Origin of the sequence: Sanguibacter biliveldensis (assembly GCF_033798665.1) — a bacterium.
Taxonomy (GTDB): domain Bacteria; phylum Actinomycetota; class Actinomycetes; order Actinomycetales; family Cellulomonadaceae; genus Sanguibacter; species Sanguibacter inulinus.
The window spans coordinates 3,325,143-3,350,323 of the sequence record NZ_CP138359.1 but is presented as its reverse complement, the minus strand read 5'-3'; the positions used below and the strand labels follow the sequence as shown (position 1 = coordinate 3,350,323).

Annotated in this window: 20 protein-coding genes and 1 tRNA gene; 10 read left to right on the top strand and 11 right to left on the bottom strand. The window is 69.5% G+C overall.

The genetic code is table 11. From position 1 onward, the window contains the following. Positions 1–2,766 (bottom strand): cation-translocating P-type ATPase, encoded by a 2,766-nt coding sequence (locus SANBI_RS14630; protein ID WP_319156308.1) that lies wholly within the window; start codon positions 2,764–2,766, stop codon positions 1–3. Positions 2,767–2,993: 227 nt separating this feature from the next. Beyond that, positions 2,994–5,618, bottom strand: coding sequence for a phosphoenolpyruvate carboxylase (locus SANBI_RS14625; protein WP_319161322.1), 2,625 nt, complete (start codon positions 5,616–5,618; stop codon positions 2,994–2,996). A gap of 261 nt (positions 5,619–5,879) precedes the next feature. Here SANBI_RS14625 and SANBI_RS14620 point away from each other — a divergent pair, with 261 nt between their 5' ends. Further along, positions 5,880–6,743 carry an MYG1 family protein gene (locus SANBI_RS14620; RefSeq protein WP_319156306.1) on the top strand — a complete coding sequence of 288 codons (864 nt, stop codon included), beginning with the start codon at positions 5,880–5,882 and terminating at the stop codon, positions 6,741–6,743. A gap of 195 nt (positions 6,744–6,938) precedes the next feature. Here SANBI_RS14620 and SANBI_RS14615 read toward each other — a convergent pair whose 3' ends face one another. The 5 genes from SANBI_RS14615 to SANBI_RS14595 all read right to left on the bottom strand — a co-directional run bounded on the left by SANBI_RS14615 (position 6,939) and on the right by SANBI_RS14595 (position 12,087). Beyond that, positions 6,939–8,141 carry a TerC family protein gene (locus tag SANBI_RS14615; RefSeq protein WP_319156304.1) on the bottom strand — a complete coding sequence of 401 codons (1,203 nt, stop codon included), beginning with the start codon at positions 8,139–8,141 and terminating at the stop codon, positions 6,939–6,941. Positions 8,142–8,338: 197 nt separating this feature from the next. Beyond that, complete coding sequence (locus SANBI_RS14610; RefSeq protein WP_319156302.1) at positions 8,339–9,529, bottom strand: hypothetical protein; 1,191 nt, start codon at positions 9,527–9,529, stop codon at positions 8,339–8,341. Further along, complete coding sequence (locus tag SANBI_RS14605; protein ID WP_319156300.1) at positions 9,516–10,082, bottom strand: RNA polymerase sigma factor; 567 nt, start codon at positions 10,080–10,082, stop codon at positions 9,516–9,518. The genes SANBI_RS14610 and SANBI_RS14605 overlap by 14 nt, the downstream gene beginning before the upstream one ends. Positions 10,083–10,144: 62 nt before the next feature. Beyond that, a complete protein-coding gene (locus tag SANBI_RS14600; RefSeq protein WP_319156298.1) occupies positions 10,145–10,900 on the bottom strand; it encodes a uracil-DNA glycosylase in 756 nt (251 codons plus the stop codon). Then, positions 10,897–12,087 (bottom strand): adenosine deaminase, encoded by a 1,191-nt coding sequence (locus tag SANBI_RS14595; RefSeq protein WP_319156296.1) that lies wholly within the window; start codon positions 12,085–12,087, stop codon positions 10,897–10,899. Before SANBI_RS14595 ends, SANBI_RS14600 begins: the two co-directional genes overlap by 4 nt. A gap of 154 nt (positions 12,088–12,241) precedes the next feature. On the opposite strand from SANBI_RS14595, the gene SANBI_RS14590 reads away from it, so the two are divergent. Continuing rightward, positions 12,242–12,748, top strand: a complete 507-nt coding sequence (locus SANBI_RS14590) for a flavodoxin domain-containing protein (protein WP_319156294.1) — start codon at positions 12,242–12,244, stop codon at positions 12,746–12,748. A gap of 15 nt (positions 12,749–12,763) precedes the next feature. Here the strand turns inward: SANBI_RS14590 and SANBI_RS14585 are convergent, their stop codons facing one another. From SANBI_RS14585 to SANBI_RS14570, 4 genes are all read right to left on the bottom strand, one after another. Beyond that, on the bottom strand, positions 12,764–13,375 hold the full coding sequence (locus tag SANBI_RS14585; protein WP_319161320.1) for a response regulator transcription factor: 612 nt from the start codon (positions 13,373–13,375) through the stop codon (positions 12,764–12,766). Positions 13,376–13,449: 74 nt separating this feature from the next. Next, a complete protein-coding gene (locus SANBI_RS14580) occupies positions 13,450–14,757 on the bottom strand; it encodes a sensor histidine kinase (protein ID WP_319156291.1) in 1,308 nt (435 codons plus the stop codon). Continuing rightward, a complete protein-coding gene (locus tag SANBI_RS14575) occupies positions 14,744–15,640 on the bottom strand; it encodes an ABC transporter permease (RefSeq protein ID WP_319156289.1) in 897 nt (298 codons plus the stop codon). Before SANBI_RS14575 ends, SANBI_RS14580 begins: the two co-directional genes overlap by 14 nt. After that, positions 15,637–16,593 (bottom strand): ABC transporter ATP-binding protein, encoded by a 957-nt coding sequence (locus SANBI_RS14570; protein ID WP_319156287.1) that lies wholly within the window; start codon positions 16,591–16,593, stop codon positions 15,637–15,639. Before SANBI_RS14570 ends, SANBI_RS14575 begins: the two co-directional genes overlap by 4 nt. Positions 16,594–16,858: 265 nt before the next feature. On the opposite strand from SANBI_RS14570, the gene SANBI_RS14565 reads away from it, so the two are divergent. From SANBI_RS14565 to rpoB, 8 genes are all read left to right on the top strand, one after another. Continuing rightward, positions 16,859–16,931: transfer RNA gene (locus SANBI_RS14565), tRNA-Trp, on the top strand. Positions 16,932–17,039: 108 nt separating this feature from the next. Then, positions 17,040–17,318 carry a preprotein translocase subunit SecE gene (secE, locus tag SANBI_RS14560; protein WP_179912129.1) on the top strand — a complete coding sequence of 93 codons (279 nt, stop codon included), beginning with the start codon at positions 17,040–17,042 and terminating at the stop codon, positions 17,316–17,318. A gap of 133 nt (positions 17,319–17,451) precedes the next feature. Further along, positions 17,452–18,288 (top strand): transcription termination/antitermination protein NusG, encoded by an 837-nt coding sequence (nusG, locus tag SANBI_RS14555; RefSeq protein ID WP_319156284.1) that lies wholly within the window; start codon positions 17,452–17,454, stop codon positions 18,286–18,288. Positions 18,289–18,360: 72 nt separating this feature from the next. Further along, the gene (rplK, locus tag SANBI_RS14550; protein ID WP_056128648.1) at positions 18,361–18,792 is read left to right on the top strand and encodes a 50S ribosomal protein L11; all 432 of its coding nucleotides are present in this window, start codon (positions 18,361–18,363) and stop codon (positions 18,790–18,792) included. Positions 18,793–18,896: 104 nt separating this feature from the next. Next, complete coding sequence (gene rplA / locus SANBI_RS14545; RefSeq protein ID WP_319156282.1) at positions 18,897–19,613, top strand: 50S ribosomal protein L1; 717 nt, start codon at positions 18,897–18,899, stop codon at positions 19,611–19,613. 471 nt (positions 19,614–20,084) lie between these two features. Next, positions 20,085–20,615, top strand: coding sequence for a 50S ribosomal protein L10 (gene rplJ, locus SANBI_RS14540; RefSeq protein WP_012867955.1), 531 nt, complete (start codon positions 20,085–20,087; stop codon positions 20,613–20,615). Positions 20,616–20,696: 81 nt separating this feature from the next. Continuing rightward, positions 20,697–21,080, top strand: a complete 384-nt coding sequence (gene rplL / locus SANBI_RS14535; protein ID WP_056128654.1) for a 50S ribosomal protein L7/L12 — start codon at positions 20,697–20,699, stop codon at positions 21,078–21,080. Positions 21,081–21,634: 554 nt separating this feature from the next. Next, positions 21,635–25,147, top strand: a complete 3,513-nt coding sequence (gene rpoB, locus SANBI_RS14530) for a DNA-directed RNA polymerase subunit beta (RefSeq protein ID WP_319156279.1) — start codon at positions 21,635–21,637, stop codon at positions 25,145–25,147. Positions 25,148–25,181: the final 34 nt, after the last annotated feature.

The following is a 25,181-nucleotide window of genomic DNA, read 5'->3' as shown; positions in this document are numbered from 1 at the left end:
TCACACCCCGCGCTCCCGCAGCCGTGCTGCGTCGGCCCGGCGCTCGCCGCGCCGGGTCACGGCCTTGAGGGCCTCGACGAGCAGGAACACGACGACCGCGAAGCCTAAGGTCATGCCCCACTCGCGCAGCCCGATCGGTGCGGAGTCGAACCACGAGTTCATGAACGGCACGTAGGTGAACACCAGCTGCAGGGCGACGAGGGCGCCGGTGGCGATCCACACCACGGGGTTGCCGCGCAGCACGCGGGGCGTGAGGCTCGACTGCCCGATGAACCTGCAGCTGAACAGGTAGGCCAGCTGACCGAGGGCGAGCATCGTCACCGCCGTGGTCTGGGCGACGGCAGTCGACGCCCCGGACTCCCGCTGGATGAAGAACACCGCGAGGGTCGCCGCACCGATGAGCACCGACACCACGACGACGTACCGCAGCGACGAGGCCGAGATCACGGACCCGCCGGGGCCACGCGGGGGCCTGGACATGATGCCGTCCTCGGCGGGCTCGTAGGCGAGTGCGAGCGACAGCGTGACGGCGGTGACGAGGTTGACCCACAAGATCTGCACGGGGGCGAGCGGCAGCGTGAGGCCGAACAGGACCGCGACGAGGATCACGAGGGACTGCGCGCCGTTCGTGGGCAGCAGGAACACGACAGACTTGCGGATGTTGTCGTAGATCCGTCGACCCTCCTCGACGGCACGCTCGATGGTCGCGAAGTTGTCATCGGCCAGGACGATCTCGGCAGCCTCCTTGGTCGCCTCGGTCCCCTTGATGCCCATCGCGATGCCGATGTCCGCCCGGGTGAGCGCCGGGGCGTCGTTGACGCCGTCGCCGGTCATCGCGACCACCTCGCCGTGGGACTGGAGCGCCCTGACGATCCTGATCTTGTGCTCGGGGCTGGTGCGGGCGAACACGTCGACCTCCCGCACCCGGGTGCGCAGCTCTTCCTGGGTCATGGCCTCGAGCTCAGCGCCGGTCAGGGCGCGGGCGGCGTCAGGTCCCTGCACGATCCCCAGCTCGCGGGCGATCGCGACGGCGGTCCCGATGTGGTCGCCGGTGATCATCTTCACGCGGATCCCGGCACGGTGGCAGTCGGCGATCGCCTGGATGGCCTCGGGTCGCGGCGGGTCGACGATCCCGACGAGACCGAGGAGCACGAGGTCAGACTCTGCGTTGTCCGCGCTCAGCGTCGTCGCACCGGCGACCGCGACCCGCTCGGCGGCGGCGAGGACACGAAGCCCCTGGCCACCGAGCTCGTCGATCGTCGCCTCCCAGCGTGCCCTGTCGATCGGCACCGGGGTCCCGTCGCTGCCGCGCTCGTGGGTGCTGCGGTCGAGGAGGCGGTCGGGGGCACCGACCACGTGGACGAGGGTGCGGCCGTCGGGGACCCTGTCGAGGGTCGCCATGTACTTGGTCGACGACTCGAAGGGCAGGACGGCGAGACGTTCGACCGCTGACGGGTCGACGCCGGCCTTGCGTCCCAGAGTCGTCACAGCCCCCTCGGTCGGCTGACCGACGACCTGCCAGTGCCCGTCGACCTCGACGACCCTCGCGTCGTTGCAGGCGACGGCGGCCTCGACGAAGGCGCGCAGGTCCGCGTGCTCGGCGAGGCTCGCGTCGCCGCCGTCGGCTGTCGTGACACGGCCTTCAGGGGCGTAGCCGAGGCCCTCGACGGTGTAGCTGCCCTCCGCCGTGACGACGGTGCGGGCCGTCATCTCGTTCTTGGTGAGCGTGCCGGTCTTGTCCGAGCAGATCGTCGTGACAGAGCCGAGCGCCTCGACGGCCGTGAGCTTGCGGGTGATCGCGTTGCGGCGAGCCATCTGCTGCACACCGAGGGCGAGCGTCACGGTCACCAGCGCCGGGAGCCCTTCGGGGACCGCGGCGACGGCGAAGCCGATCGCGGCCGAGACCAGCTCGGGCAGCTCGAAGTCGTGGATCACGCGTCCGATGACGAGCATCACCCCGGCCATCGCGAGGATCCCGAGGGACAGCACCTTGCCGAAGGACGCGAGCTGCTTCGACAGCGGCGTCTCGAGGTGGTCGACCTCGCCGATGAGCGACTGGATGCGTCCGATCTCGGTCTGGGCGCCCGTCGCGGTGACGACCCCGACGCCCTGACCGACAGCGACGATCGTCCCGGAGTAGAGCATCGTCGACCTGTCGCCGATCCCGGCGTCTGGTCCCACGGCCTCGAGCTGCTTGGCTGCCGGGACGGACTCGCCCGTCAGCGCAGCCTCCTCGACCTGGAGGTTCGTCGCCTCCAGGAGGCGCAGGTCCGCAGGGACCCTGTCACCGGACCTCACGCGCACCACGTCACCGGGGACGAGGTCTTCGGCGTCGACGACCTTCCACTCCCCGTCCCGCAGGGCCTGGGCGTCGAGGGACAGCATGGTGCGGATCCCGTCGAGGGCCTTCTCGGCCTGCCCCTCCTGCAGGAACCCGACAGCCGCGTTGATGACGGCGACGGCGAGGATCACCGCGAAGTCGACCCAGTCGCCGAGGATCGCCTTGAGGACCGCAGAGGCGAGCAGGATGTAGATGAGGATGTCGTCGAAGTGCCCGAGCAGCCTACGGATCGCACTGGTCCTCTTCGGCGCGGGCAGCCGGTTCGGGCCCGCGGTCTCGAGCCGGCGTGCGGCGTCTTCTGCCGAGAGGCCACCCGCGGTCGCGTCGAGGTCTGCGAGCACGGCGTCGGGGGACGAGGCGAAGGGCAGACGCTCGTCGGCTGTCTGCCGGGGGCTCGGGGGGTGTGCTGGGGACGTGGTCGACATGTCATCACCTGACTGGATCGAGAACTGTTCCTCGATGATCGTCCCACGCCCTCTGCGGCCCGGCCTGGGACAGAAAGCCGGGGGAGAGCCCTGCAGCCCCGCTCCAGCCCTCTCCAGCCGCCGTGATCCCGCGAGCCGACGGGCCTGTGCGCTTACAGCCCCGTGCGCCCACACCCCCGTGCGCCCACACCCCCGTGCGCCCACAGCGTCGTACGGGACGGTCTGGGTCACCCGGTGTTCTGGAGCCCGGCGGCGATCCCGTTGACGGAGAGCAGCAGCAGCCGTTGCAGCTGCGGCACCTGCTCCTGCGGTGCGCCGCGGCGCAGGGCACGCAGTGCGCGGAGCTGGATCAGCGAGAGCGCGTCGACGTAGGGGCTGCGCAGCTGGACCGCGCGCCCGAGGACGTGCAGGTTGCCGAGCATCGTCGTCTTGCCGGTGATCTTGAGGACCCACTCGCGGGTGAGGGCCATCTCGTCGAGGACGAGCGTCGCGAGGTCGTCGCGGTCGCCGAGGGCGAGATAGCGCTCGGCGATCCGCACGTCGGTCTTGGCGAGCGACATCTCGACGTTGTCGATCATCGTCGAGAAGAGCGGCCACTGGGCGTAGGCCCGCTTGAGCTCGTCGACGTCGCCGACTGCCGCGAGAGCCGTGCCCAGCCCGAACCACCCGGTGAGGTTGATGCGGGCCTGTGTCCACGCGAACACCCAGGGGATGGCCCGGAGGTCGTCGAGGGAGTTGACCGACAGCCCACGCTTGGCGGGCCGCGAGCCGAGGGGCAGCAGACCGATCTCCTCCTGGGGGGTCACCTGGGCGAACCACTGCGGGAAGCCCTCGGCGTGCACGAGCTCGAAGAACCGCTTGCGCGACTCCACGTCGAGCGTCGCAGCGACGTCGGTGAACCGCTCGGCAGCCTGGGCGTTGTGCTCGCCGACCGAGGGCATCGACTGCAGCAGGGTCGCCGCGGCGACCTGCTCGATGTGCCGGGTGGCGATCGTCGGGTCGCCGTAGCGGGCCGCGATCACCTCACCCTGCTCGGTGAGCTTGAAGCGCCCGTCGACCGAGCCCGGGGGCTGGGCGAGGACGGCGCGGTTGGCGGGGCCGCCGCCGCGCCCGAGCGCACCACCACGGCCGTGGAAGAGCGTGAGCGTGATGTCGGCGTCCTGCGCCCACGCGGCGATCTTGTCCTGCGCCTCGTAGAGGGCGAGGGTCGCCGAGACCGGCCCGACGTCCTTGGAGGAGTCGGAGTAGCCGAGCATGACCTCGAGGCGGCGGTCTGTCGCCTCGAGGCGCTCGACCACGAGGGGGTTCTTCACGTACTCGGCGAGGACACCGGGTGCGGCCTGGAGGTCGGCGAAGGTCTCGAAGAGCGGCACGACGTCGAGGACGGGCGCGAGCTCGGGGCCGCCGAGCGCGTGCGCCGCGAGGGTGTAGACGTTCGCGAGGTCTTCGGCGCTCGTCGTGAAGGACACCACGTAGCGGCGGGCCGCGTCGACCCCGTGGCGCTTCTGGATCGCGGCGATCGCCCGGAAGGTGTCGAGGACCTCGACCGAGCGCTCGCTGAGCCCCGCGCTGTCGGCACCGTGCTCGGCGATCTCGGCGAGGGTCTCCCGGTGCACCTGGGAGTGCTGGCGCACCTCGAGCTCGGCGAGGTGGAAGCCGAAGGTCTGCACCTGCCAGATGAACTTCTGCAGGTCCGAGTACGCGACCCGGCGGGCGCCTGCCGCGACGAGGGAGTCCTGGATCGTGCGGAGGTCGGTGAGCAGGTCGGCCGCGGACGGGTAGGCCAGGTCGGCGTCCCGTCGGCGGGTGGCACGCACACGCTCGGCGACGACGAGCAGCGTGCGGCGGTGCGGCTCGTTGGGGGAGCGGCTCGAGATGTCCGCGGTGATCTCGGGGGCGAGCTGGCGCTGGGAGAGCCACAGCTGGTCGAGGGCCTCGGAGGCCGGTGTCGTCGTCGCGTCGAGGGTCATGGTGCGGCCCACGCGCTCGGCGACGTTCTCGAGCGCGATGAGCACGTGCTCGCTCGCGATCGCTGCCGCGGTGCGGGTGATCGACGCCGTGACGTTCGGGTTGCCGTCGCGGTCTCCGCCGATCCACGTGCCCAGGCGGACGAAGGGCGGGGCGACGGGGGTCGAGACCCCGGGCTCGTCGCGGTTCACCCAGGTGTCGAGCCGGCGGTAGACCTCGGGGAGCACGCTGAACAGCGTCTCGTCGAAGACCCCCATCGCTGTGCGGACCTCGTCGAGGGGCGACGGCTTGGTGGTGCGCAGCGGCGACGTGCGCCACAGGCCGTCGATCTCGGCGAGCAGCTGGTCGGTGTTCTCCAGGCGCGAGACCCCGGCGAGCGAGGACTCGTCGCGGGCCGCGAGCAGCGTGGTGATCCGGCGGATCGACGCGGCGATGGCGCGTCGGCGCGCCTCGGTCGGGTGGGCCGTGAAGACGGGGCGGAACTCGAGGCCGGCGAGGCGACGGCGCGTCTCGTCCGGGCCGAGCTCGCTCTCGAGGCGGCGCAGCGCATCGGGCAGGTAGTCCTGGGCGTGCGCCTCGGCGGGCGAGAGCTCGGCCTCGTGCTCGTGCACCACCCGCACCCGGTGGTGCTCCTCGGCGAGGTTCACCAGGTGGAAGTAGCAGCTGAAGGCACGGGAGACCTCTTCGGCCCGCTCGGGGCTGAAGGTGTCGATGAGGGCTTCTGCCTCGTCGATCGCTCCAGACTCCGGGGCCTTCTGGGCCGTGATGACGAGCCCACGGAGCCGCTCGACGTCGTCGAGCAGGTCAGGGCCGCCGGCCTCGCGGAGGATGGTGCCGAGCAGGTCTCCGAGGAGGCGGACGTCGGCGCGGAGCTTCTCCGGCATCTCGTCCCGCGCGTCGTCACGGTCGTCGGGGATGGCCTCGCGGAGGTCGTTCGACGAGGCGTTCTGGTGGTCAGTCACCGGTCAAGGCTAACCGGGGTCAGCCGCTCCGCCAGTGCGTTCTCGTCTGGTGGGCGCTACGGGCGACCCGCAGTGTGGTCACGGGCCGGTCACGCGAGGGCCACAAGGCCCGCCGTCGGCGGGCTAGAGCGCGGCGGGCCGCCGCAGCGGGCCGCGTCAGCCCCTCCCCGTAGGCTGTCCGGTGTGATCATCGCAACCCACAACGGCAAGTTCCACGCAGACGACGTCTTCGGCGTCGCCCTCCTCACGCAGCTCTTCCCGGACGCCGAGGTGGTCCGCACCCGTGACCCCGAGGTCCTCGCGACCGCCGACGTCGTGCTCGACGTCGGCGGCGTCTACGACGTCGAGACCCGGCGCTTCGACCACCACCAGCTGAGCTCGGGTGCCCGCGACAACGGGATCCTCTACTCCGCCTTCGGTCTGCTGTGGCAGCACTACGGCAAGGAGTACTGCGGCGACGACGCCGTATGGCAGAAGATCGACTCCCGCCTGGTGCAGGCCATCGACGCCGTCGACAACGGGCAGGACCTCTACACGGTGAGCGACTTCGGTGCCGCCCCGCTCGACGTGTCCGAGGTGCTCGGCCTGTTCAACCCGCTCGGCGACGACGAGGACTTCGACTCCCAGTTCCAGGTCGCCGTCGCGCTCGCGACCACGCTGCTGCAGCGCTACAGGCTCAGGTACGAGACGTCGATCGCCGCGGAGCGGACCTTCCTCGAGGCCTACGCCGCCAGCCCGAAGAAGACCTACGTCGTCCTCGAGAAGTTCGTCCCGCACGGCGGCATCGCGACCAAGCAGTCCAAGCTGCTCTTCACGGTCTTCCCCGGTGCGACCGGGCACTGGACGATCCAGACCGTCCGCCCCGAGTCGTCGCAGTTCGGGTCCCGCAAGGAGCTCCCCGAGTCCTGGCGCGGTCTGGGCGGCGCCGAGCTCGCCGAGGTGACCGGCGTGCCCGACGCGGTGTTCTGCCACAAGGCCGGGTTCATCGCCGCGGCCGAGACCCGCGAGGGTGCTCTCGAGATGCTCCGCCAGGCGCTGGCTGCCTGACATCTGAAGAGCGAGCCGCACGACGCGGTCTGCTGGCCCCGGGAGGCCGCATCGTGCGGCACGCCCTGGACGCGGCGCCTGCAGGCGTGCGCCCGCCCCACGGGGCAGCGCCACAGCACGACGAAGCCCCTCACGCACTGCGGTGCGTGAGGGGCTTCGTCGTGCTGGCCCGGCAGACCGCCGGGGGACCGGACCTCAGGTGCGGTCAGGCTCCGAGCGGAACGATCCGTGCGCCTCGTGCGCCTGGGCGATGAGCGCCTTGAGCTCCTCGTCCTCGGTGTACATGTCGGCGTACTTGGGGTCGATCTTCTGCAGGCGGCTCTCGGTCTCCTGGAGCTCGACGTACAGACGGTGACGCTCTGCGGGGTCTGTCGTGTAGGACAGGTCCACGTAGTGCGACGCGTCGCGACGAGCGCCGTTGACGAGGTTCTGCACCTTGCCCTTGTCGGACATGAGCGAGGCGATGACGGTGATCGCCAGGACACCGACGATGACGCTGAGGGACAGCGGGGTGCTGACCTCGAAGACGTCGACGTGCTCGCCGCCGTTGATGAACGGCAGGTTGTTCTCGTGCAGGGCGTGCAGCACGAGCTTGATGCCGATGAACCCGAGGATCGCGGCCAGGCCGTACGACAGGTAGATGAGGCGGTCGAGCAGCCCGTCCACCAGGAAGTACAGCTGACGCAGACCCATGAGCGAGAAGGCCGTGGCCGTGAACACGATGAAGGTGTTCTGCGTCAGACCGAAGATCGCCGGGATCGAGTCGAGGGCGAAGAGGATGTCCGTACCGCCGATGGCGACCATGACGAGCAGCATCGGCGTGAGGGCACGCTTGCCGTTGTGCATGGTGAAGAGCTTGTCGCCGTCGTACTCGTCGGTCGTGTGGAACAGCTTCTTGGCCGTCCGGATGATGAAGTTGTTCGCCTCGTCACCCTCGCTCTCGCCCTCGGGCTTGAGCAGCTTGATGGCCGTGAAGAGCAGGAACAGACCGAAGAGGTAGAACAGCGCCGAGAAGCGGTTGATGAGCGCGACACCGACGAAGATGAAGGCTGTGCGGGCGATGAGCGAGAAGACGATGCCGAAGAGCAGCACCTTCTGCTGGTCGGCGCGCGGCACCTTGAAGCTCGCCATGATGATGAGGAAGACGAACAGGTTGTCGACCGAGAGAGCCTTCTCCGTGATGTAGCCGGCGAAGTACTCGGACCCCATCTGCGATCCCCCGAAGACGAGGACGCCGACGCCGAAGACGAGCGCGAGCCCGACGTAGATCGACGACCAGATCGCTGCCTCTCGCAGCGTCGGGATGTGTGCCTTGCGGACGTGGAAGATGAAGTCGAACGCCAGGAGCCCGACGATCAGAACGATCGTCAGACCCCAGACGAGCCCAGAGACCTCCATGTGGGTCCTTTCGAGTGTGCGTGCCGAGGTGGTGCCGTTCACCACCTACCGACCCGTGTGCATGATGGCTCAACGTCACGCGCACCCGGGAGGTTCCCGGGTGCCGCAGGGAGTTCTCCGCGTCTCACCCCTCGGGCGGGTGGGCCCCTCCGCCGAGACCCGCCGACCGTGGCCGCGACGCCCACCCGCTGGCCTGGTCAGCGTCCGATGAAGGGTGCCCGCTGGTTGAGGTTCTCGACGATCCGCGGGTCCGTCGCGGTGGCCGTCTCCAGGTTCTCGGCCAGCTCGACGAAGGATGCGGTGTCTCCTGAGCCCCAGAGCATCGCGGTCTGCCCGGACGGGAGGTCCCAGATGAGCGTGATGGACGGGTCCTCGTCAGACCCGTTGTTCACGGACATCCCCAGAGCGCCGTCGATGTCGACCAGGTGGACCGCGCTCGTCAGCGCGTCTGTGGGGTAGGCGGTGGAGATCGACGCCTCCCACCCCTTCTTCGGGCGAAGGGTGAGGAAGGTTGCCTCGCCTGTCGTCTCGTCCTCGACGCGACGGGTGTAGGACAGGTCGACGAAGGTAGCCGGACCGTGGGGTGCCGTGGCGACGTCGACCAGCTCCAGCCCGTCGACCGAGGTCGGCAGTGCGTCTGTCGACCCGTGCATCTCGAAGGTCTCGGCGAGCTCGAGCACGAGAGGCAGCGCTACGCCCGAGGCGGTGATCTGCATCTGAGTCCCGTCATCCTCCTCCCAGCTGATCGCATAGCGTCCGTCCCCGACATCGACGAGCTTGCCCGCCTCCGACCCGACGGCGATGTCACTCGTCGGGCCCCAGGAGCCCTGTGCGTCGACGACGTCGCTCCAGAGGGTCAGCGCGCCGGTGACCATCAGGTCATCCCCGACCACCCGGAGGTAGGTGGCGACCGGGGTCGCCTGATCGGCGTACGAGTTCGTCGAGTACGTCGGGCAGCCGGAGGTCCGGACGGCGTCGACCCTGTACAGCGGGAGGTCCTCGGTCGTCAGGAAGGACGTGGCACGCGCTGCCTCCTGCGGCGTGGCGTTTCGCACAGTGCACCCACCGGACGGGACCACGAAGCCAGTGACCCCGCTCGCGACGGCGACCTCCGTAGGCGCCTCGTCTGTCGAAAGGCGGCTGTAGCTGATCGCGGCCACAGCGACCACCGCGACGGTGGCTCCGGTGGCTGCGAGGCGCGCCGGCCAGGACGCCCGGAGGCGGCGTGCAGCGGTGTGCTCCCGCTCGGGACTGCGGGCGGTGCGCGGCTCAGCGAGGACGCGTTCCATGAGCGCCTGCGCCTGCGGGCTGTCAGCTGGGGCTGCGCCTTGCTCCGGGTCGGCGTCGTGCGCCTCGACGAGCAGGAAGAGCGGGTCAGAGTGCTTCACGGGTCATCTCCTTGCTGAGTCGGCTGGTGTCGTTGCTGGAGATCTCTGGTCTCGAACCCGCGCGTGCCTCGATGTCGAGGAAGGTGCGGAGCGCACGCCGGGCACGGACCAGGCGTACCGAGAACGCGCTCCGAGAGCACCCGAGCACCCGGGCAGCCTCGGCTCCGGTGAGCCCGTCGTGGGTGACGAGAGCGATGGCCTCCTGGTGCGCAGCGCTCAGGCGCTGCCAGGCCGCGACGAGGTCGAGGCTGTCGGCGACCCCGTCCGAGTGGTCCGGGGCTGGGCCCGACGGGTGAGAGGCGATCCGTACCGAGAGAGCGGCCCGACGGGCATGCCCACGCTGCGCGCTGAGGAGGGTGTTGCGGGCCACGCCGAAGAGCCACGGGCGCGGCTCGTCCGGGACGTCGTCGATCCGTCGCCAGGCCGTCGTGAAGACGTCAGCGACGACGTCCTCGACGGAGGCGTCCGGCAGCCTCCTCCGGACGAACCCGAGGACAGCGCCGTAGTGAGCGCTGTAGAGCGCCGTGAAGGCGCGATGGTCCGGTCGATCCATGAAGGTCCCCTGCGGTCGTGGTGGGTGTCTCACCCTGGATATCGCCGGCACCCGCAGGTCTGCTACATCCGGGTCTCCGTCGTGACCGGCTCCAGCCCGGCCAGGCGTCGCGCCTCGAGCAGCACGTCGTCGACCATCTGCGGCGTCAGTCGCCCCGTGCTCGTGTTGTGAGGGCTCACGTGGAAGCAGCCGAGCACCGTGAGCTCGCGCCCGTCGGGGTGCCCGATCCTCACCTTCGCGCCGTGGCCGAAGCGCGGTCGGGGTCGCGGCACCGACCAGCCCTGGTCACGCAGCGTGGCGAGCAGCGCGACCCACCCGAACCCGCCGAGCACCACGGCGACCCGGACCGTGGGTGCCAGCAGCTCGAGCTCGCGCCCCAGGTAGGGGGAGCACCGGCGACGCTCGTCGGGCGTGGGCTTGTTGTCCGGGGGGACACAGTGCACGGGGGCGACGATCCGTGCCCCCGTCAGCACGAGCCCGTCGTCGCGCGACACCGCTGTCGGCTGCGAGGCGAAGCCTGTCCTGTGCATCGCGGCGACCAGCACCTGGCCGCTGCGGTCGCCCGTGAACATCCGGCCTGTCCGGTTGCTGCCGTGCGCCGCAGGGGCGAGACCGACGACGACGACGCCCGCCTGCCCGTCTCCGAAGCTCGGCACGCCGCGGCCCCAGTACGTCTGGTCGCGGAAGGCTGCGCGACGCTCCGTCGAGACCTTCTCGCGGAACTCCACGAGGCGTGGGCAGGCCGTGCATCCCTCGACGAGCCTGTCGACCTCGAGCAGGGTGCGAGCCCCAGGGGCCAGGTCGGGTCCTTCTCTCACGCCTCGCCGACCTTGCCGACCTCGCCTGCTCCGGGCGCCGGTGCGGCGAGCCACTCGTCGACCTGCGTCAGCAGCCGACGCTGCGTCGACCCGGCGGCGAGGCTCGCACGGATCGAGGACCGGGCCAGACCCGCGAGGTCTTCGTCGGAGAAGCCGTGCACGTCGCGCGCACTCTCGTACTGCCCCACGAGCCTGGACCTGAACAGCAGCGGGTCGTCGGCCCCGAGGGCGACCCGCGCCCCCGCGTCCACGAGGTCCCGCAGCGGCACCTGCGCGTCGTCCGCGTAGACACCGAGCGAGACGTTCGACGCCGGGCACACCTCGAGCGACACGTCCTGCTCGACGATCCGCTCGAGCACACGACGGTCCTCGCCCGCGCGCACGCCGTGCCCCAGCCGGTCCGGCTGCAGGGTGTCGAGCACCTCGGACACGTGCCCGGGCCCGAGCAGCTCGCCGCCGTGGGGGACAGAGGCCAGCCCGGCCTTGCGGGCGATGCGGAAGGCCGGGGCGAAGGCGCTCGTGTCACCGCGCCGCTCGTCGTTGCTCAGGCCGAAGCCGATGACCTCGCCCGGGCCGTCTCCGGCGTGCAGGGCGGCGAGCCTCGCGAGGATGCGGGCGTCGAGAGGGTGGCGCATGCGTGAGGACGCGACGATGACGCCGACCTCGACGCCGCTCGTCGCGCTCGCAGACCGGGCCTCGTCGAGGACGATCTCGAGGGCCGGGGTGATGCCACCGACGAAGGGGGCGTACGACGTCGGGTCTACCTGGATCTCGAGCCTGCCCGACCCCTCGGCGGCGTCGTCCTCGGCGGCCTCGCGGATGATCCGGCGCATGTCGGACTCGGTGCGCACGCACGCCCGGGCTGCGTCGTACAGACGCTGGAACCTGAACCAGCCGCGCTCGTTGGCCGGCACCCGGAGCGGGTCGAGGTCGAGCAGCGCGCTCGGCAGGCGCATCCCGTGGGCGGCGGCGAGGTCCGCGAGGGTCGACTGCCGCATCGACCCTGTGAAGTGCAGGTGCAGGTGTGCCTTGGGCAGTGTGGCGAGGTCTCTGCGGCCAGGTGGTGTGCTCGGGGGAGGTGTGCGGACGGTCTCAGCAGCATGAGTGGTACTGGCGCTGCTCTGGGTGCTCTCGGTGCCCTGTGCCGGGTGAGCGAGTGGTCCGGGCTGCTGCGTCTCGTCAGGCATCTGTGGATTCTGCCAGGTCGGCGCCGTCCCGGGGGACTTCGGGCCCACGGAGGCCCTGTCCGCCCGGTCGATGATGTGCAGGTCGGGCGAGGTGCGCCCGGCGTGCCGAGAACCGGGTCCCCTGGTCTCGCGCACCACAGCGAGGGAGAGCCAGATGCGAGTCTTGGTCAGCGCAGCGTCGAAGCACGGGTCGACCCGGGAGATCGCGTCGGTGATCGCCCAGGCCTTCGAGCGGGCCGGGCTCGAGTGCGACGTCGTCGAACCCGCAGACGTGAGGGACGTGAGCGTCTACGACGCCGTCGTCGTCGGCTCCGCGGTGTACATCGGCCAGTGGCTCCCCGAGGCGCGCGACCTCGTCGACCGCCTCGCCGACCAGCTGCGCTCGGTGCCTGTCTGGTTGTTCTCCTCCGGGCTCGCCGACCAGCCGAGCAAGCGTGGCAACTCCGCACCCGCCACGACAGCCCGGATGGAGACGCTCGGCGCTCGCGGACACAGGCACTTCCCGGGCAAGCTCGACGTCCTCGTGCTCAGCCTGGCCGAGCGCGCGGCCATCCTCGCAGCGCGCGGCAAGTACGGCGACAGCCGTGACATGGATGCCGTCAGGGCGTGGGCCGAGGGCGTCGCCGCCGAGCTCGTGGCCGAGCCCGCCGAGGCGGTCTGACCGCGTCGCACCGCGTCATGCGGTGCCGAGCAGCCCGCGCTCGATCGCGACGGTCACGGCGTGGGTCCTGTCGTTGACGCCGAGCTTGCCGAAGGCTCGGATCAGGTGGGTCTTCACAGTGGTCTCCGAGATGAACAGCTCCTGCCCGACCGCGGCGTTGCTCAGGCCGCGGGCGACCGCCCGGAGCACCTCGACCTCGCGCGGGGTGAGCCGCTCCGCCCGTGAGCCGACCTGGCTGACGAGGCGGGTCGCGACCGAGGGGGTGAGCACCGTCTGGCCCCGCGCCGCGTCGCGGATCCCGGCGACCAGCTCAGCACGCGGCGTGTCCTTGAGCAGATAGCCCGTGGCACCTGCCTCGACGGCCCGCAGGATCTCGCCGTCGGTCTCGTAGGTCGTGAGCACGACGACGCGGGTCCGGCCGGGCAGCGCGACGATCTCGCGGGTGGCGCCGACCCCGTCGAGCACAGGCATGCGCAGGTCTGTCACGACCACGTCGGGGACCAGCTCGCGCGCGAGGTCGACAGCCTGACGACCGTCCTCGGCCTCGCCGACGACCTCGATGTCCGGCTCGACGCCGAGCATCCCCACGATCCCGGCCCGCACGACAGGGTGGTCGTCGGCGACCACGACCCTGACGACTCCTGCCGCGAGCCCGGTGCTGGGCGGAGCGGGTGCGCCGGACGGGAGCCCTGACGCGGTGCTCACGCGAGGATCCTCGGGACGCGCGCGACGAGCCGGGTCCCGCGGCCCGCTGCGACCTGCGGAATCCCACGTCCGGCTGCGACGTGCTCCGGCACGGTGGACGCGTCGCCGATCTCCGGTCCGCAGTCTTCGACCTGCACCTGTCCTCCTAGGGCTCTCACGCGCTCACGCATGCCGCGCAGCCCGAATCCTTCCACGGCGGGGTCGTCGCGGCCGGTCCCGTCGTCCGTCACGGTGACCACGGCGTCCGTGGGGCCGATCTCGAGGCTGACCTGCACCCGGGCAGCACCCGAGTGCCTGCGGACGTTGGACAGCGCCTCCTGGACCGTCCGCAGCAGCGCGACCTCGACCGGCGAGGAGAGCACGTCGCTCCCCGTGCACACCGTGCTGACCTCGATCCCGGTCTCCTCGGTGAGCCGTGCTCCGAGCCGTGCCAGGGCCTCCGGCAGCGTCGACGCGTCGAGGGGCGCTGGGGAGGACGCCGAGACGAGGGCCCGTGCCTCGGCGAGGTTGTCCCGCGCCGTGCGCTCGATCAGGTCGAGGTGGCGCAGCACCTGGCCGGTCTCCCCGTGCTGCGCCTCGGCGGCGGCGGTCTGGGCGAGCATGACCACGCTCGTGAAGCCCTGGGCGAGCGTGTCGTGGATCTCGCGCGCGACGCGCTCGCGCTCGGCGACCACGCCCGCGGCGTGCTGGGTGCGGCCCAGCTCGGCCTGGGCCTCCTGCAGCGACCGGAGCAGCTCGGCCCGCTGGGCCCCTTGCCGCAAGATCCAGTGCAGCCACAGGCCCATGAGCATGCTGAAGGCGAGGCCGAGCGCCATCTGGAACACGGTCGCCCACGAGGCCGCGTCGACGTCTCGGAGCCTGAACAGCAGCGCGAGGGTGCTCACGAGGGCGAGGAGCGCGCTCAGCCACGCCCCGACGCGGATGCTCGGTGTGAGCAGCCAGACCTGCGAGTACGCCACGAACAGCAGCATGGTGCCCAGCGGGTCGAGGGACGTCACGACGCAGGTGACCACGAAGAGCACCAGGAGGTAGGCCCACACCGCGGCGTCGGGGCCGTGGTGCAGGCTCCGGACCGCAGCCCGCTGGCCGAAGGTCGCGTAGGCCAGGACGAGCACGCCGAGGGCGACGAGCGAGGGACCGCTGCGGCCCAGGACCCTGTCGTCGCTCACCAGGATCCCCGCGACGGTGAACCCCACGAGCAGGTAGAAGGCGAGGTGCCAGAACCTCAAGACCCGTGCCCAGCTGCGTGCGTCGGCGTCGATCGCGTCGTCGGCTGTGAGGCCCGTCGGCTCAGCCGTCGTCACGACGGCGCCAGCGGAAGGTGCGCACGCACACGACGAGCCCGAGGATCAACCATGCCACCAGGATGACGGCTGTCGGCCCGTGCTGCCAGGACCCGGACACCTCGGCCGCCTGGGCGCTGTCGGGGAGGAACACCGAGCGCATGCCCTGCGCCATCCACTTGAGCGGGAAGACCTCCGCGAACCTCTGCATCCACGTGGGCAGGTCGGAGAACACGAAGAACACCCCGGAGGTGAACTGCAGGACCAGCACGACGGGCAGGACGACTGCTGTCACCGACCTGCCAGAGCGCGGGACCGAGGAGAACGCGATGCCGCACACCGTGCCGACGGCCGTCCCGAGCACGAACACCCAGGCGAAGGTGACCCAGGCGTCGAGGGAGCCGGGCACCTCGATACCGAACAGCACCGCCCCGGCAGCGACGAGCAGGATGGTCTGCGCGAGCGAGACGACCAGGACCTGACCGATCTTCCCGAGGAAGAACGCGACGGGTGGCAGGGGAGTGGTCCGCAGGCGCTTGAGAGAGCCGTCGTCGCGCTCGACCGCGAGCGACGTGGCGAGCGCCTGGAAGCTCGTGAGCATCATCCCCGTCGCGATCATCCCGGGGAGGAAGTACTGGGCGAAGCTCACGGCGTCCTCGCCCGAGCCCCCTGCCGTCGCGCCGTCCTGACCGAAGACGCTCGCGAAGATCGCGAGCATGAGGATCGGGTACGCGAAGATGAACACGACGGCGTCGCGCTCTCGGAAGAACGACACCAGCTCGAGCCGGGTGCGGCTCACGCCGAGCGCGACGATCCCGGGGAGCCGCCGGGTCGACGTCCGCGTCGTGCCTGGGTGGTGCGTCCCTGGGCCGTGCGTCCCTGTGCCGTGCGTCGCTGCGGTCATCGTGCCGTCTCCGTCGTCGTCAGGTCATGGGTGTCTGGGTGTCGTCCGGGCGCAGCCGCCGAGGGCCCGCTGGCGGTGCGGCCCGCGGAGACGAGGTCGAGGTAGACGTCTTCGAGGGTCGGCGTCTCGATCCTCAGCCCGGGGACCTCTCCGTCGTCGAGGGCCAGGCTGGCGGCCAGCTCAGCCACGAGGGCTGTCGGCCGGGCAGTCCGTTCGCTCCGGGCGGCACCGTCCTGGGTCCAGTGCACGACAGGCCGACGGGCCTCGGGCCCGCCGAGGGAGGTGGGTGTGCCCTCGGCGGCGACGCGGCCCGCGGTCACCACGACCACGCGGTCGGCGAGTGCCGCGGCCTCGTCGAGATAGTGGGTGGTCAGCACGACTGTCGTGCCGTCACCCCGCAGAGAGCGCACCAGCTCCCAGAACGAACGACGTGCCTCGGGGTCGAAGCCTGTCGTGGGCTCGTCGAGGAACAACAGCTCGGGGGACCCCACGATCCCCAGGGCGATGTCGAGCCTGCGGCGCTGGCCGCCCGAGAGCGAACGGGCCCGCGCCCCGGCCTTGGCGGCGAGCCCGACGGCCTCGACCACCGCGTCAGGGTCGCGGGGCGCCGAGTAGTAGCCGGCGAAGTGCCGGACCATCTCCCGGACCGTGAGCTCGGCCTGGTCCCGGGAGTCCTGGAGCACCACGCCGATGCGGTCCCGCCACTGCCGACCGGCGTGCGCGGGGTCTGTGCCGAGCACGCGCACGGTCCCCGCATCAGGCCGCCGGAAGCCCTCGAGGATCTCGACGGTGGTCGTCTTCCCGGCGCCGTTGGGGCCCAGGATCGCGACGGTCTCGCCGTGCTCGACGCGCAGGTCGAGACCGTCGACGGCAGCGTGGGAGCCGTAGCGCTTGTGGAGTCCCACGACCTCGATCGCCGGTGAGGTCGTGCGTGAGTGCATGCTGGTGGTCATGCCTCGAGCCTGGTCTGGTGACGGTCTGCGCACCAGAGTCGGAGCGGTCGACCTGGGGGTCCTCCGTCCGGAGGACGGCGCGCTCGCACGGCCCGTCGGATGGCCCTCGGACGGCCTGTCGGAGGGCCATCCGCCGACCTGGTTAGACCCCAGCGCCTGCGTCGCGTACAGTATTCATTCGGTGGATGACGTCCATCCTGATCGGGCGTGCCTCCGACCCTCACGGGTCGGTCCGGTGCGGCAGGCAGGGTGAGCAGTCCGTCGAAGGGTAGTGGCGCAATTGGTAGCGCAGCGGTCTCCAAAACCGCAGGTTGCAGGTTCGAGTCCTGTCTGCCCTGCTTGGTGTCCTCGTCGGTCGTCGACCGGGCCTGGGCACATCCTCGTCTGATTCGAGGAGATGGGTCATGGGCACGTGAACAGGCAAGCCACGACGTAGGGATGAACCAGTGAGCGATTCCGCAGCCGGAGCAGCCAGCGCTGAGAGCGCCGGTGTCGGTGGCGAGAAGAAGAGCCCGAAGGGTGCGCCCGCCAAGGCGAACATCTTCGCTCGCATCGCTCTCTTCGTCCGCCAGGTGGTCGCCGAGCTCAAGAAGGTCGTCACCCCCACGCGGTCTGAGCTCTGGAACTACACGCTCGTCGTGATCGTCTTCGTGCTCGTCTGCATGGCCTTCGTGCTCGCGCTCGACTACGTCATCAACAAGGGCGTCTTCTGGATCTTCGGCTAGGCCGAGCGACCGTCGCGCGACAGCGGGCGGTCCAGAACATGACGCGCGGTGCTCTCGAGTGACCGCGCGTCGCACGTCCATCAGGTAGTAGTCCGGGCCCATCTCGGATCGTCAGTAGAAAGCAGGTTGACACGTGTCTCAGGAGTCGTTCGAACCGACGGAGGAGATCGTCGACGCCGTCGCGGGCGACGCTGAGAGCGCCGACGCGGACGTCGCGGTCACCGAGCTCGACGACCAGCCGACCGAGGAGTCCGTCGAGGACGACGCGACCTCGACCGAGGAGCTGACCGAGGCAGCCGACGACGAGATCGCCGAGGAGTCCTCGGTCGACGAGTCCGCGTCCGACGCCGAGGCGGCTGTCGACGACGAGGACGAAGACCCCGTCGAGGCCTTCAAGCGCGAGCTGCGCGGCAAGCCCGGCGACTGGTACGTCATCCACTCCTACGCCGGCTACGAGAACCGCGTGAAGGCGAACCTCGAGAACCGCATCCAGAGCCTCAACATGGAGGACTACATCTTCCAGATCGAGGTGCCGATGGAAGAGGTCACCGAGATCAAGAACGCGCAGAAGAAGATCGTCCGCCGCGTCCGGATCCCCGGTTACGTCCTCGTCCGCATGGACCTCACCGACGAGTCGTGGGGCGCCGTGCGCCACACGCCCGGTGTCACCGGCTTCGTCGGTCACACCCACCAGCCCGTCCCGCTGACCCAGAACGAGGTCTTCGGGATGCTCGCGCCCCTCATCGCCCCCAAGGCAGAGGCCGGCGCCAAGGGCAGCGGTTCCGCCCCGGCGATCGAGGTCGACTTCACCGTCGGCGAGTCGGTCACCGTCACGGACGGACCTTTCGACACGCTGCCTGCCACGATCTCCGAGATCAACGCCGAGGGCCAGAAGCTCAAGGTGCTGGTCTCGATCTTCGGCCGGGAGACCCCGGTCGAGCTGTCGTTCAGCCAGGTCGCCAAGATCTGAGCCGTCCGGCGAGGGACGTGTGCCACCCAGGCTCCCGTCAACAACTGAGTCAGAAGACACGAAGGACCCGATATGCCTCCCAAGAAGAAGGTATCTGGGCTGATCAAGCTCCAGATCCAGGCCGGTGCTGCCACACCGGCACCCCCGATCGGCCCCGCGCTCGGACAGCACGGCGTCAACATCATGGAGTTCTGCAAGGCCTACAACGCGGCCACCGAGTCGCAGCGCGGCAACGTGGTGCCCGTGGAGATCACGGTCTACGAAGACCGTTCCTTCACCTTCATCACGAAGACGCCGCCGGCAGCAGAGCTGATCAAGAAGGCCGCTGGCGTGGACAAGGGCTCGCCCACCCCGCACACGGTCAAGGTCGCGACCCTCACGTCCGCACAGGTCCGTGACATCGCCACCACCAAGCTCGAAGACCTCAACGCCAACGACATCGACGCAGCGTCGAAGATCATCGCCGGCACCGCCCGCTCCATGGGCATCAAGGTCGAAGGCTGAGAAGCCTTCTCCCTCATCTTTCATCGACCGCCGGCTCAGCCGGCGGCCAGTGGCAGGGTCCGCGCGGACCCGTAGACCACGACTGCAGCTAGGAGAACCAGCAGATGGCAACGCGCAGCAAGGCATATCGCACTGCGGCCGAGAAGATCGACCGCGACAACCTCTACACCCCCCTCGAGGCCGTCCGCCTCGCGAAGGACACCTCGGTGACCAAGTGGGACGCGACCGTCGAGGTCGCCTTCCGTCTCGGCGTCGACCCTCGCAAGGCCGACCAGATGGTCCGTGGCACCGTCATCCTCCCGCACGGCACCGGCAAGACCGCTCGTGTCCTGGTCTTCGCCACGGGTGAGCGCGCCGAGCAGGCTCGCGCAGCCGGCGCCGACGTCGTCGGTGGCGACGAGCTCATCGACCAGGTCGCAGCCGGTTTCACCGACTTCGACTCTGCTGTCGCCACCCCTGACCTCATGGGCAAGGTCGGCCGCCTCGGAAAGGTCCTCGGACCCCGTGGCCTCATGCCGAACCCCAAGACGGGCACCGTGACCATGGACGTCGCGAAGGCTGTCTCGGAGATCAAGGGCGGAAAGATCGAGTTCCGAGTCGACAAGCACTCGAACCTCCACTTCATCATCGGCAAGGTGTCGTTCTCCGAGGAAGCCCTCGTGGAGAACTACGCGGCTGCGATCGAAGAGGTCCTCCGTCTGAAGCCGTCCGCTTCCAAGGGCCGCTACATCTCGAAGGCGACGCTCACGACGACGATGGGCCCCGGCATCCCCGTGGACCAGTCGAAGACGACAAAGCTGCTCGGAGAAGACGAGGCCTGAGCCTCTTCTCCTGCGCACGACGACGAGGCCGGATCCCCGCTCGGGGGTCCGGCCTCGTCGGCGTTCCCGGCCACGCGGAGACGCCGCCTCGCGGTCCCTCTGCCCGCCGCCCGGTCGCCCGGTCGCCCAGCCGTCCGGCCGTCACGACGCCACGCCGCCACGCTGTCAGGCCGCCACGCGGTCGGGCCGCCCAGCCGCACAGCGGGGGACTGGCGCCCGAGGATGGTCGAGAGCACTCCAGAGAGCATGTAGTATTCATTCGTACCCAAGACCGCAGGTCGTCGGTCGTGCCCGTTCGCGGACATGCCGATCGAAGTTCCGTCGCAGACGGAGGCCAGCGCAGGTGAGTGTGATCGAGTCGGACCTGGTCCAGAACTTGTGAGCCCCGCGCCTGCGCGGGGCTCTTTTTGTGTCCGGGGCGGGAGCCGGATTCCCGGCGAGACGTGCGGCACCACCATCGGAAGGATTGCCATGGCGAGGCCGGACAAGGCAGCCGCAGTCGCAGAGCTCACGGACCTGTTCCGCGAGTCCAACGCTGCAGTGCTGACCGAGTACCGCGGGCTCACCGTCGCGCAGCTCAAGCAGCTGCGTCGGTCGCTCAGCGGCAACGCAACCTACGCCGTGGTGAAGAACACGCTGACCGCCATCGCGGCCAAGGAAGCCGGTGTCGAGGGACTCGACGCCGACCTCGCTGGTCCGTCGGCAATCGCCTTCGTCTCCGGTGACCCGGTCGAGGCTGCCAAGGGTCTGCGTGACTTCGCCAAGGCGAACCCCCAGCTGGTCATCAAGGCAGGAGTCCTCGACGGACGCCCGCTGACCGCTGAGGACATCAACAAGCTCGCGGACCTCGAGTCCCGCGAGGTGCTCCTGGCCAAGGCCGCGGGCGCATTCAAGGCTTCGCTCTTCCAGGCGGCCTACCTGTTCACGGCCCCCGCTTCACAGGCTGTGCGCACCATCGACGCCCTGCGCGAGAAGCAGGCTTCGCAGGAAAGCGCTGCCTGAGTCTTCCCCTCCGGGACGACGCAGGCCACGCACACACATCACCCTCTGCTTCACGCAGGACAACTAGGAAGGACGCCGACCATGGCGAAGCTCACCACCGAAGAGCTCATCGGAGCTTTCAAGGAACTCACCCTCATCGAGCTCTCTGAGTTCGTGAAGGCATTCGAGGAGACCTTCGAGGTCACCGCAGCTGCTCCGGCCGCTGTCGCCGTTGCTGGCCCGGCTGCTGCTGCCGCCGAGGCCGAGGAGGAGAAGGACGAGTTCGACGTCATCCTCGAGGCTGCTGGCGACAAGAAGATCCAGGTCATCAAGGAGGTGCGTGCCCTCACGAGCCTCGGTCTCAAGGAGGCCAAGGACCTCGTCGACGGTGCTCCGAAGCCGGTCCTCGAGGCCGCCAACAAGGAGACCGCCGAGAAGGCAAAGGCTGCCCTCGAGGGCGCCGGCGCGACGGTCACCCTCAAGTGATCTGAGCCTCCGGGCTCGGGCCGCGTAGACGCCTGGCGTCTGCGCGGACCACATCGTGCGAGAAGGCCCGCACCCCCTCGAGGGGTGCGGGCCTTCTCGTCTGCCCGACGTCAGGACCGGCTCTGTCGGTCCGCACCTCTCGCAGGGGGACTCCGGGCTCCGGGCTGCCGCGCGAGAGCGACGGTCCGGGCGACTGCGGGGTCGACTCTTGTCGTCCACGCTCGCGCGCAGCCGGGACCGGTCCGCCGGTCATCCAGCCGGCCATCCTGCGCGCGCCCCGACCGGGTTGCATGTACTTGGCCCGGTCGGCTATGCTATCGCTTTGCGCTGGCGTGTGCCTGCGAAGCCACTCATGGAACCGACTGGAACGGTCCGCGACCCTCGGAGAGAGCTCCGAGCCCGTCTCGGCATCTGACCTGAGGATCCGTGAGCCCCCGGGGCTGCCGTGAAACCACGGCTGTGACAGGGACCCAGGTGTCGATGACACCACAAGGGTGGACGACCAGGCTCACAAGCGCAACAGCGTGCACTCGATCCGCAGGGAAGGACCCCTCTTGGCTGCCTCGCGCACCCCTTCTGCTCCGTCCGCCGACGCAATCGCGAACCGCACCGCATCTCGGCGCGTCTCCTTCGCCAAGATTTTTGAGCCGCTCGAGGTCCCTGACCTCCTCGGCCTCCAGACCGACAGCTTCGACTGGCTCCTGGGCAACGAGAAGTGGCGCGCGCGTGTTGCGGCAGCCATGAAGCTCGGGACCCAGGACGTGCCGGAGACCTCAGGCCTGGAAGAGATCTTCGAGGAGATCTCACCGATCGAGGACTTCGGCTCCTCGATGTCTCTCTCGTTCTCCAACCACCGCTTCGAGCCCCCGAAGCACACGGCCGAGGAGTGCAAGGAGAAGGACTTCACCTACGCGGCGCCGCTGTTCGTCACGGCGGAGTTCTTCAACTACAACACCGGCGAGATCAAGAGCCAGACGGTCTTCATGGGTGACTTCCCCCTGATGACCGAGCGCGGCACCTTCATCATCAACGGCACCGAGCGCGTCGTCGTCTCGCAGCTCGTCCGTTCGCCCGGCGTGTACTTCGAGCGTGCCGCCGACAAGACCAGCGACAAGGACATCTTCTCCGCGAAGATCATCCCGCAGCGTGGTGCGTGGCTCGAGTTCGAGATCGACAAGCGCGACGCCGTCGGCGTCCGCGTCGACCGGAAGCGCAAGCAGTCCGTCACCGTCCTGCTCAAGGCCCTCGGCATGACCGAGTCGGAGATCCGCGAGGAGTTCGCGGCCTTCCCCTCGATCCTCGACACCCTCGAGAAGGACAACGTCACGACCGAGGAAGAGGCGCTCGTCGACCTCTACCGCAAGATCCGTCCGGGCGAGCCGCCCACGGTCGAGGCCGGTCGCTCGCTCCTCGAGAACTTCTACTTCAACTCCAAGCGCTACGACCTCGCGAAGGTCGGCCGCTACAAGGTGAACAAGAAGCTCGGCATCGACGCGCCCCTGGCCGACTCGGTCCTGACCGTCACCGACATCGTCAAGACGATCAAGTACCTCGCGGCCCTGCACGCCGACGTCACGACCCTCGACGGCGTCAAGAACGGCGAGGCCGTCGAGGTCCGCGTCGAGACCGACGACATCGACCACTTCGGCAACCGTCGTATCCGCGCCGTCGGCGAGCTCATCCAGAACCAGGTCCGTACCGGCCTGTCCCGGATGGAGCGTGTCGTGCGCGAGCGCATGACGACGCAGGACGTCGAGGCGATCGCCCCGCAGACCCTGATCAACATCCGCCCCGTCGTGGCGTCGATCAAGGAGTTCTTCGGGACCTCCCAGCTCTCGCAGTTCATGGACCAGAACAACCCCCTCGCCGGGCTGACGCACAAGCGTCGTCTGTCCGCGCTGGGCCCGGGTGGTCTGTCCCGCGACCGCGCCGGCATGGAGGTCCGTGACGTCCACCCGTCGCACTACGGCCGCATGTGCCCGATCGAGACCCCTGAGGGCCCGAACATCGGCCTCATCGGCTCGCTCGCGTCCTTCGGTCGGATCAACCCCTTCGGCTTCATCGAGACGCCGTACCGCAAGGTCGAGAACGGCAAGGTCTCCGACGACGTCGTGTACCTCACGGCCGACGACGAGGACCGCTACGTCATCGCCCAGGCGAACACGGAGCTCAACGAGGACGGCTCGTTCCGTCAGGAGCGCGTCCTGGTCCGCCTCAAGGGTGGAGAGACCGACGACGTCCTCGGCTCGAACGTGGACTACATGGACGTCTCCCCGCGCCAGATGGTGTCGGTCGCGACGGCCCTGATCCCGTTCCTCGAGCACGACGACGCCAACCGCGCCCTCATGGGTGCCAACATGCAGCGCCAGGCTGTCCCGCTGGTCCGCTCGGAGGCCCCCTTCGTGGGTACCGGCATGGAGCGTCGTGCTGCGATCGACGCCGGTGACGTCATCGTCGCCACCAAGCCCGGTGTGGTCACCGAGGTCTCCGCAGACCTCATCGTCGTCGCCAACGACGACGCGACCACCACGAGCTACCGCGCCGCGAAGTTCCGCCGCTCGAACCAGGGGACCTCCTACAACCAGCGCGTGCTGGTCGACGAGGGTGCCCGCGTCGAGGTCGGCTCTGTGCTCGCCGACGGACCCGCGACGGACGAGGGCGAGCTCGCGCTCGGCCGCAACCTGCTCGTGGCGTTCATGTCGTGGGAGGGCCACAACTACGAGGACGCGATCATCCTCAGCCAGCGTCTGGTCCAGGACGACATCCTCTCCTCGATCCACATCGAGGAGCACGAGGTCGACGCCCGCGACACGAAGCTCGGCCCTGAGGAGATCACCCGGGACATCCCGAACGTCTCCGAGGACGTCCTGGCCGACCTCGACGAGCGCGGCATCATCCGCATCGGCGCCGAAGTCAGCTCGGGCGACGTGCTCGTCGGCAAGGTCACGCCCAAGGGCGAGACCGAGCTCACCCCGGAGGAGCGCCTGCTGCGCGCCATCTTCGGCGAGAAGGCCCGCGAGGTCCGCGACACGTCTCTCAAGGTGCCTCACGGTGAGTCCGGCACGGTCATCGAGGTCCGCACGTTCAACCGTGAGGACGGCGACGAGCTGCCCGCCGGGGTCAACGAGCTGGTCCGCGTCTACATCGCCCAGCGACGCAAGATCACCGCGGGTGACAAGCTCGCTGGCCGTCACGGGAACAAGGGCGTCATCTCGACGATCCTCCCGATCGAGGACATGCCGTTCCTCGAGGACGGCACGGCCGTCGACATCGTCCTCAACCCGATGGGTGTCCCGGGACGTATGAACGTCGGTCAGGTGCTCGAGGTCCACCTCGGGTGGATCGCCGCACAGGGCTGGGACATCGCACTCGCGACAGAAGGTGACCTCTCCTGGAAGGAGAACGTCCCCGCGGTCGCAGCGACGTCCGAGCCTCGTAACCCCGTGGCGACGCCGGTCTTCGACGGTCTCCAGGAGAACGCCCTCTCGGGTCTGCTCCAGAGCACCCTCCCGAACCGCGACGGCGCACGCATGGTGCAGCCCGACGGCAAGGCACGCCTCTTCGACGGCCGCTCCGGCGAGCCGTTCCCCGAGGCCGTGGCTGTCGGCTACATGTACATCTTGAAGCTCCACCACCTGGTGGACGACAAGATCCACGCGCGCTCGACGGGTCCGTACTCGATGATCACCCAGCAGCCGCTCGGTGGTAAGGCACAGTTCGGTGGCCAGCGCTTCGGTGAGATGGAGGTCTGGGCCCTCGAGGCGTACGGAGCTGCGTACACCCTGCAGGAGCTCCTGACCATCAAGTCGGACGACGTCCCGGGCCGTGTCAAGGTCTACGAGGCGATCGTCAAGGGCGAGAACATCCCCGACTCGGGCATCCCGGAGTCCTTCAAGGTCCTCCTCAAGGAGATGCAGTCGCTGTGCCTGAACGTCGAGGTGCTCTCGAGCGACGGCACCTCGATCGAGATGCGCGAGTCCGACGACGACGTGTACCGCGCCGCTGAAGAGCTCGGTATCGACCTGTCGCGTCGCCCCAACGCAGCAGCGAGCATCGACGAGATCTGATCTCGGTGACGGGCGGGGGTGCGTAGTCCCTGCT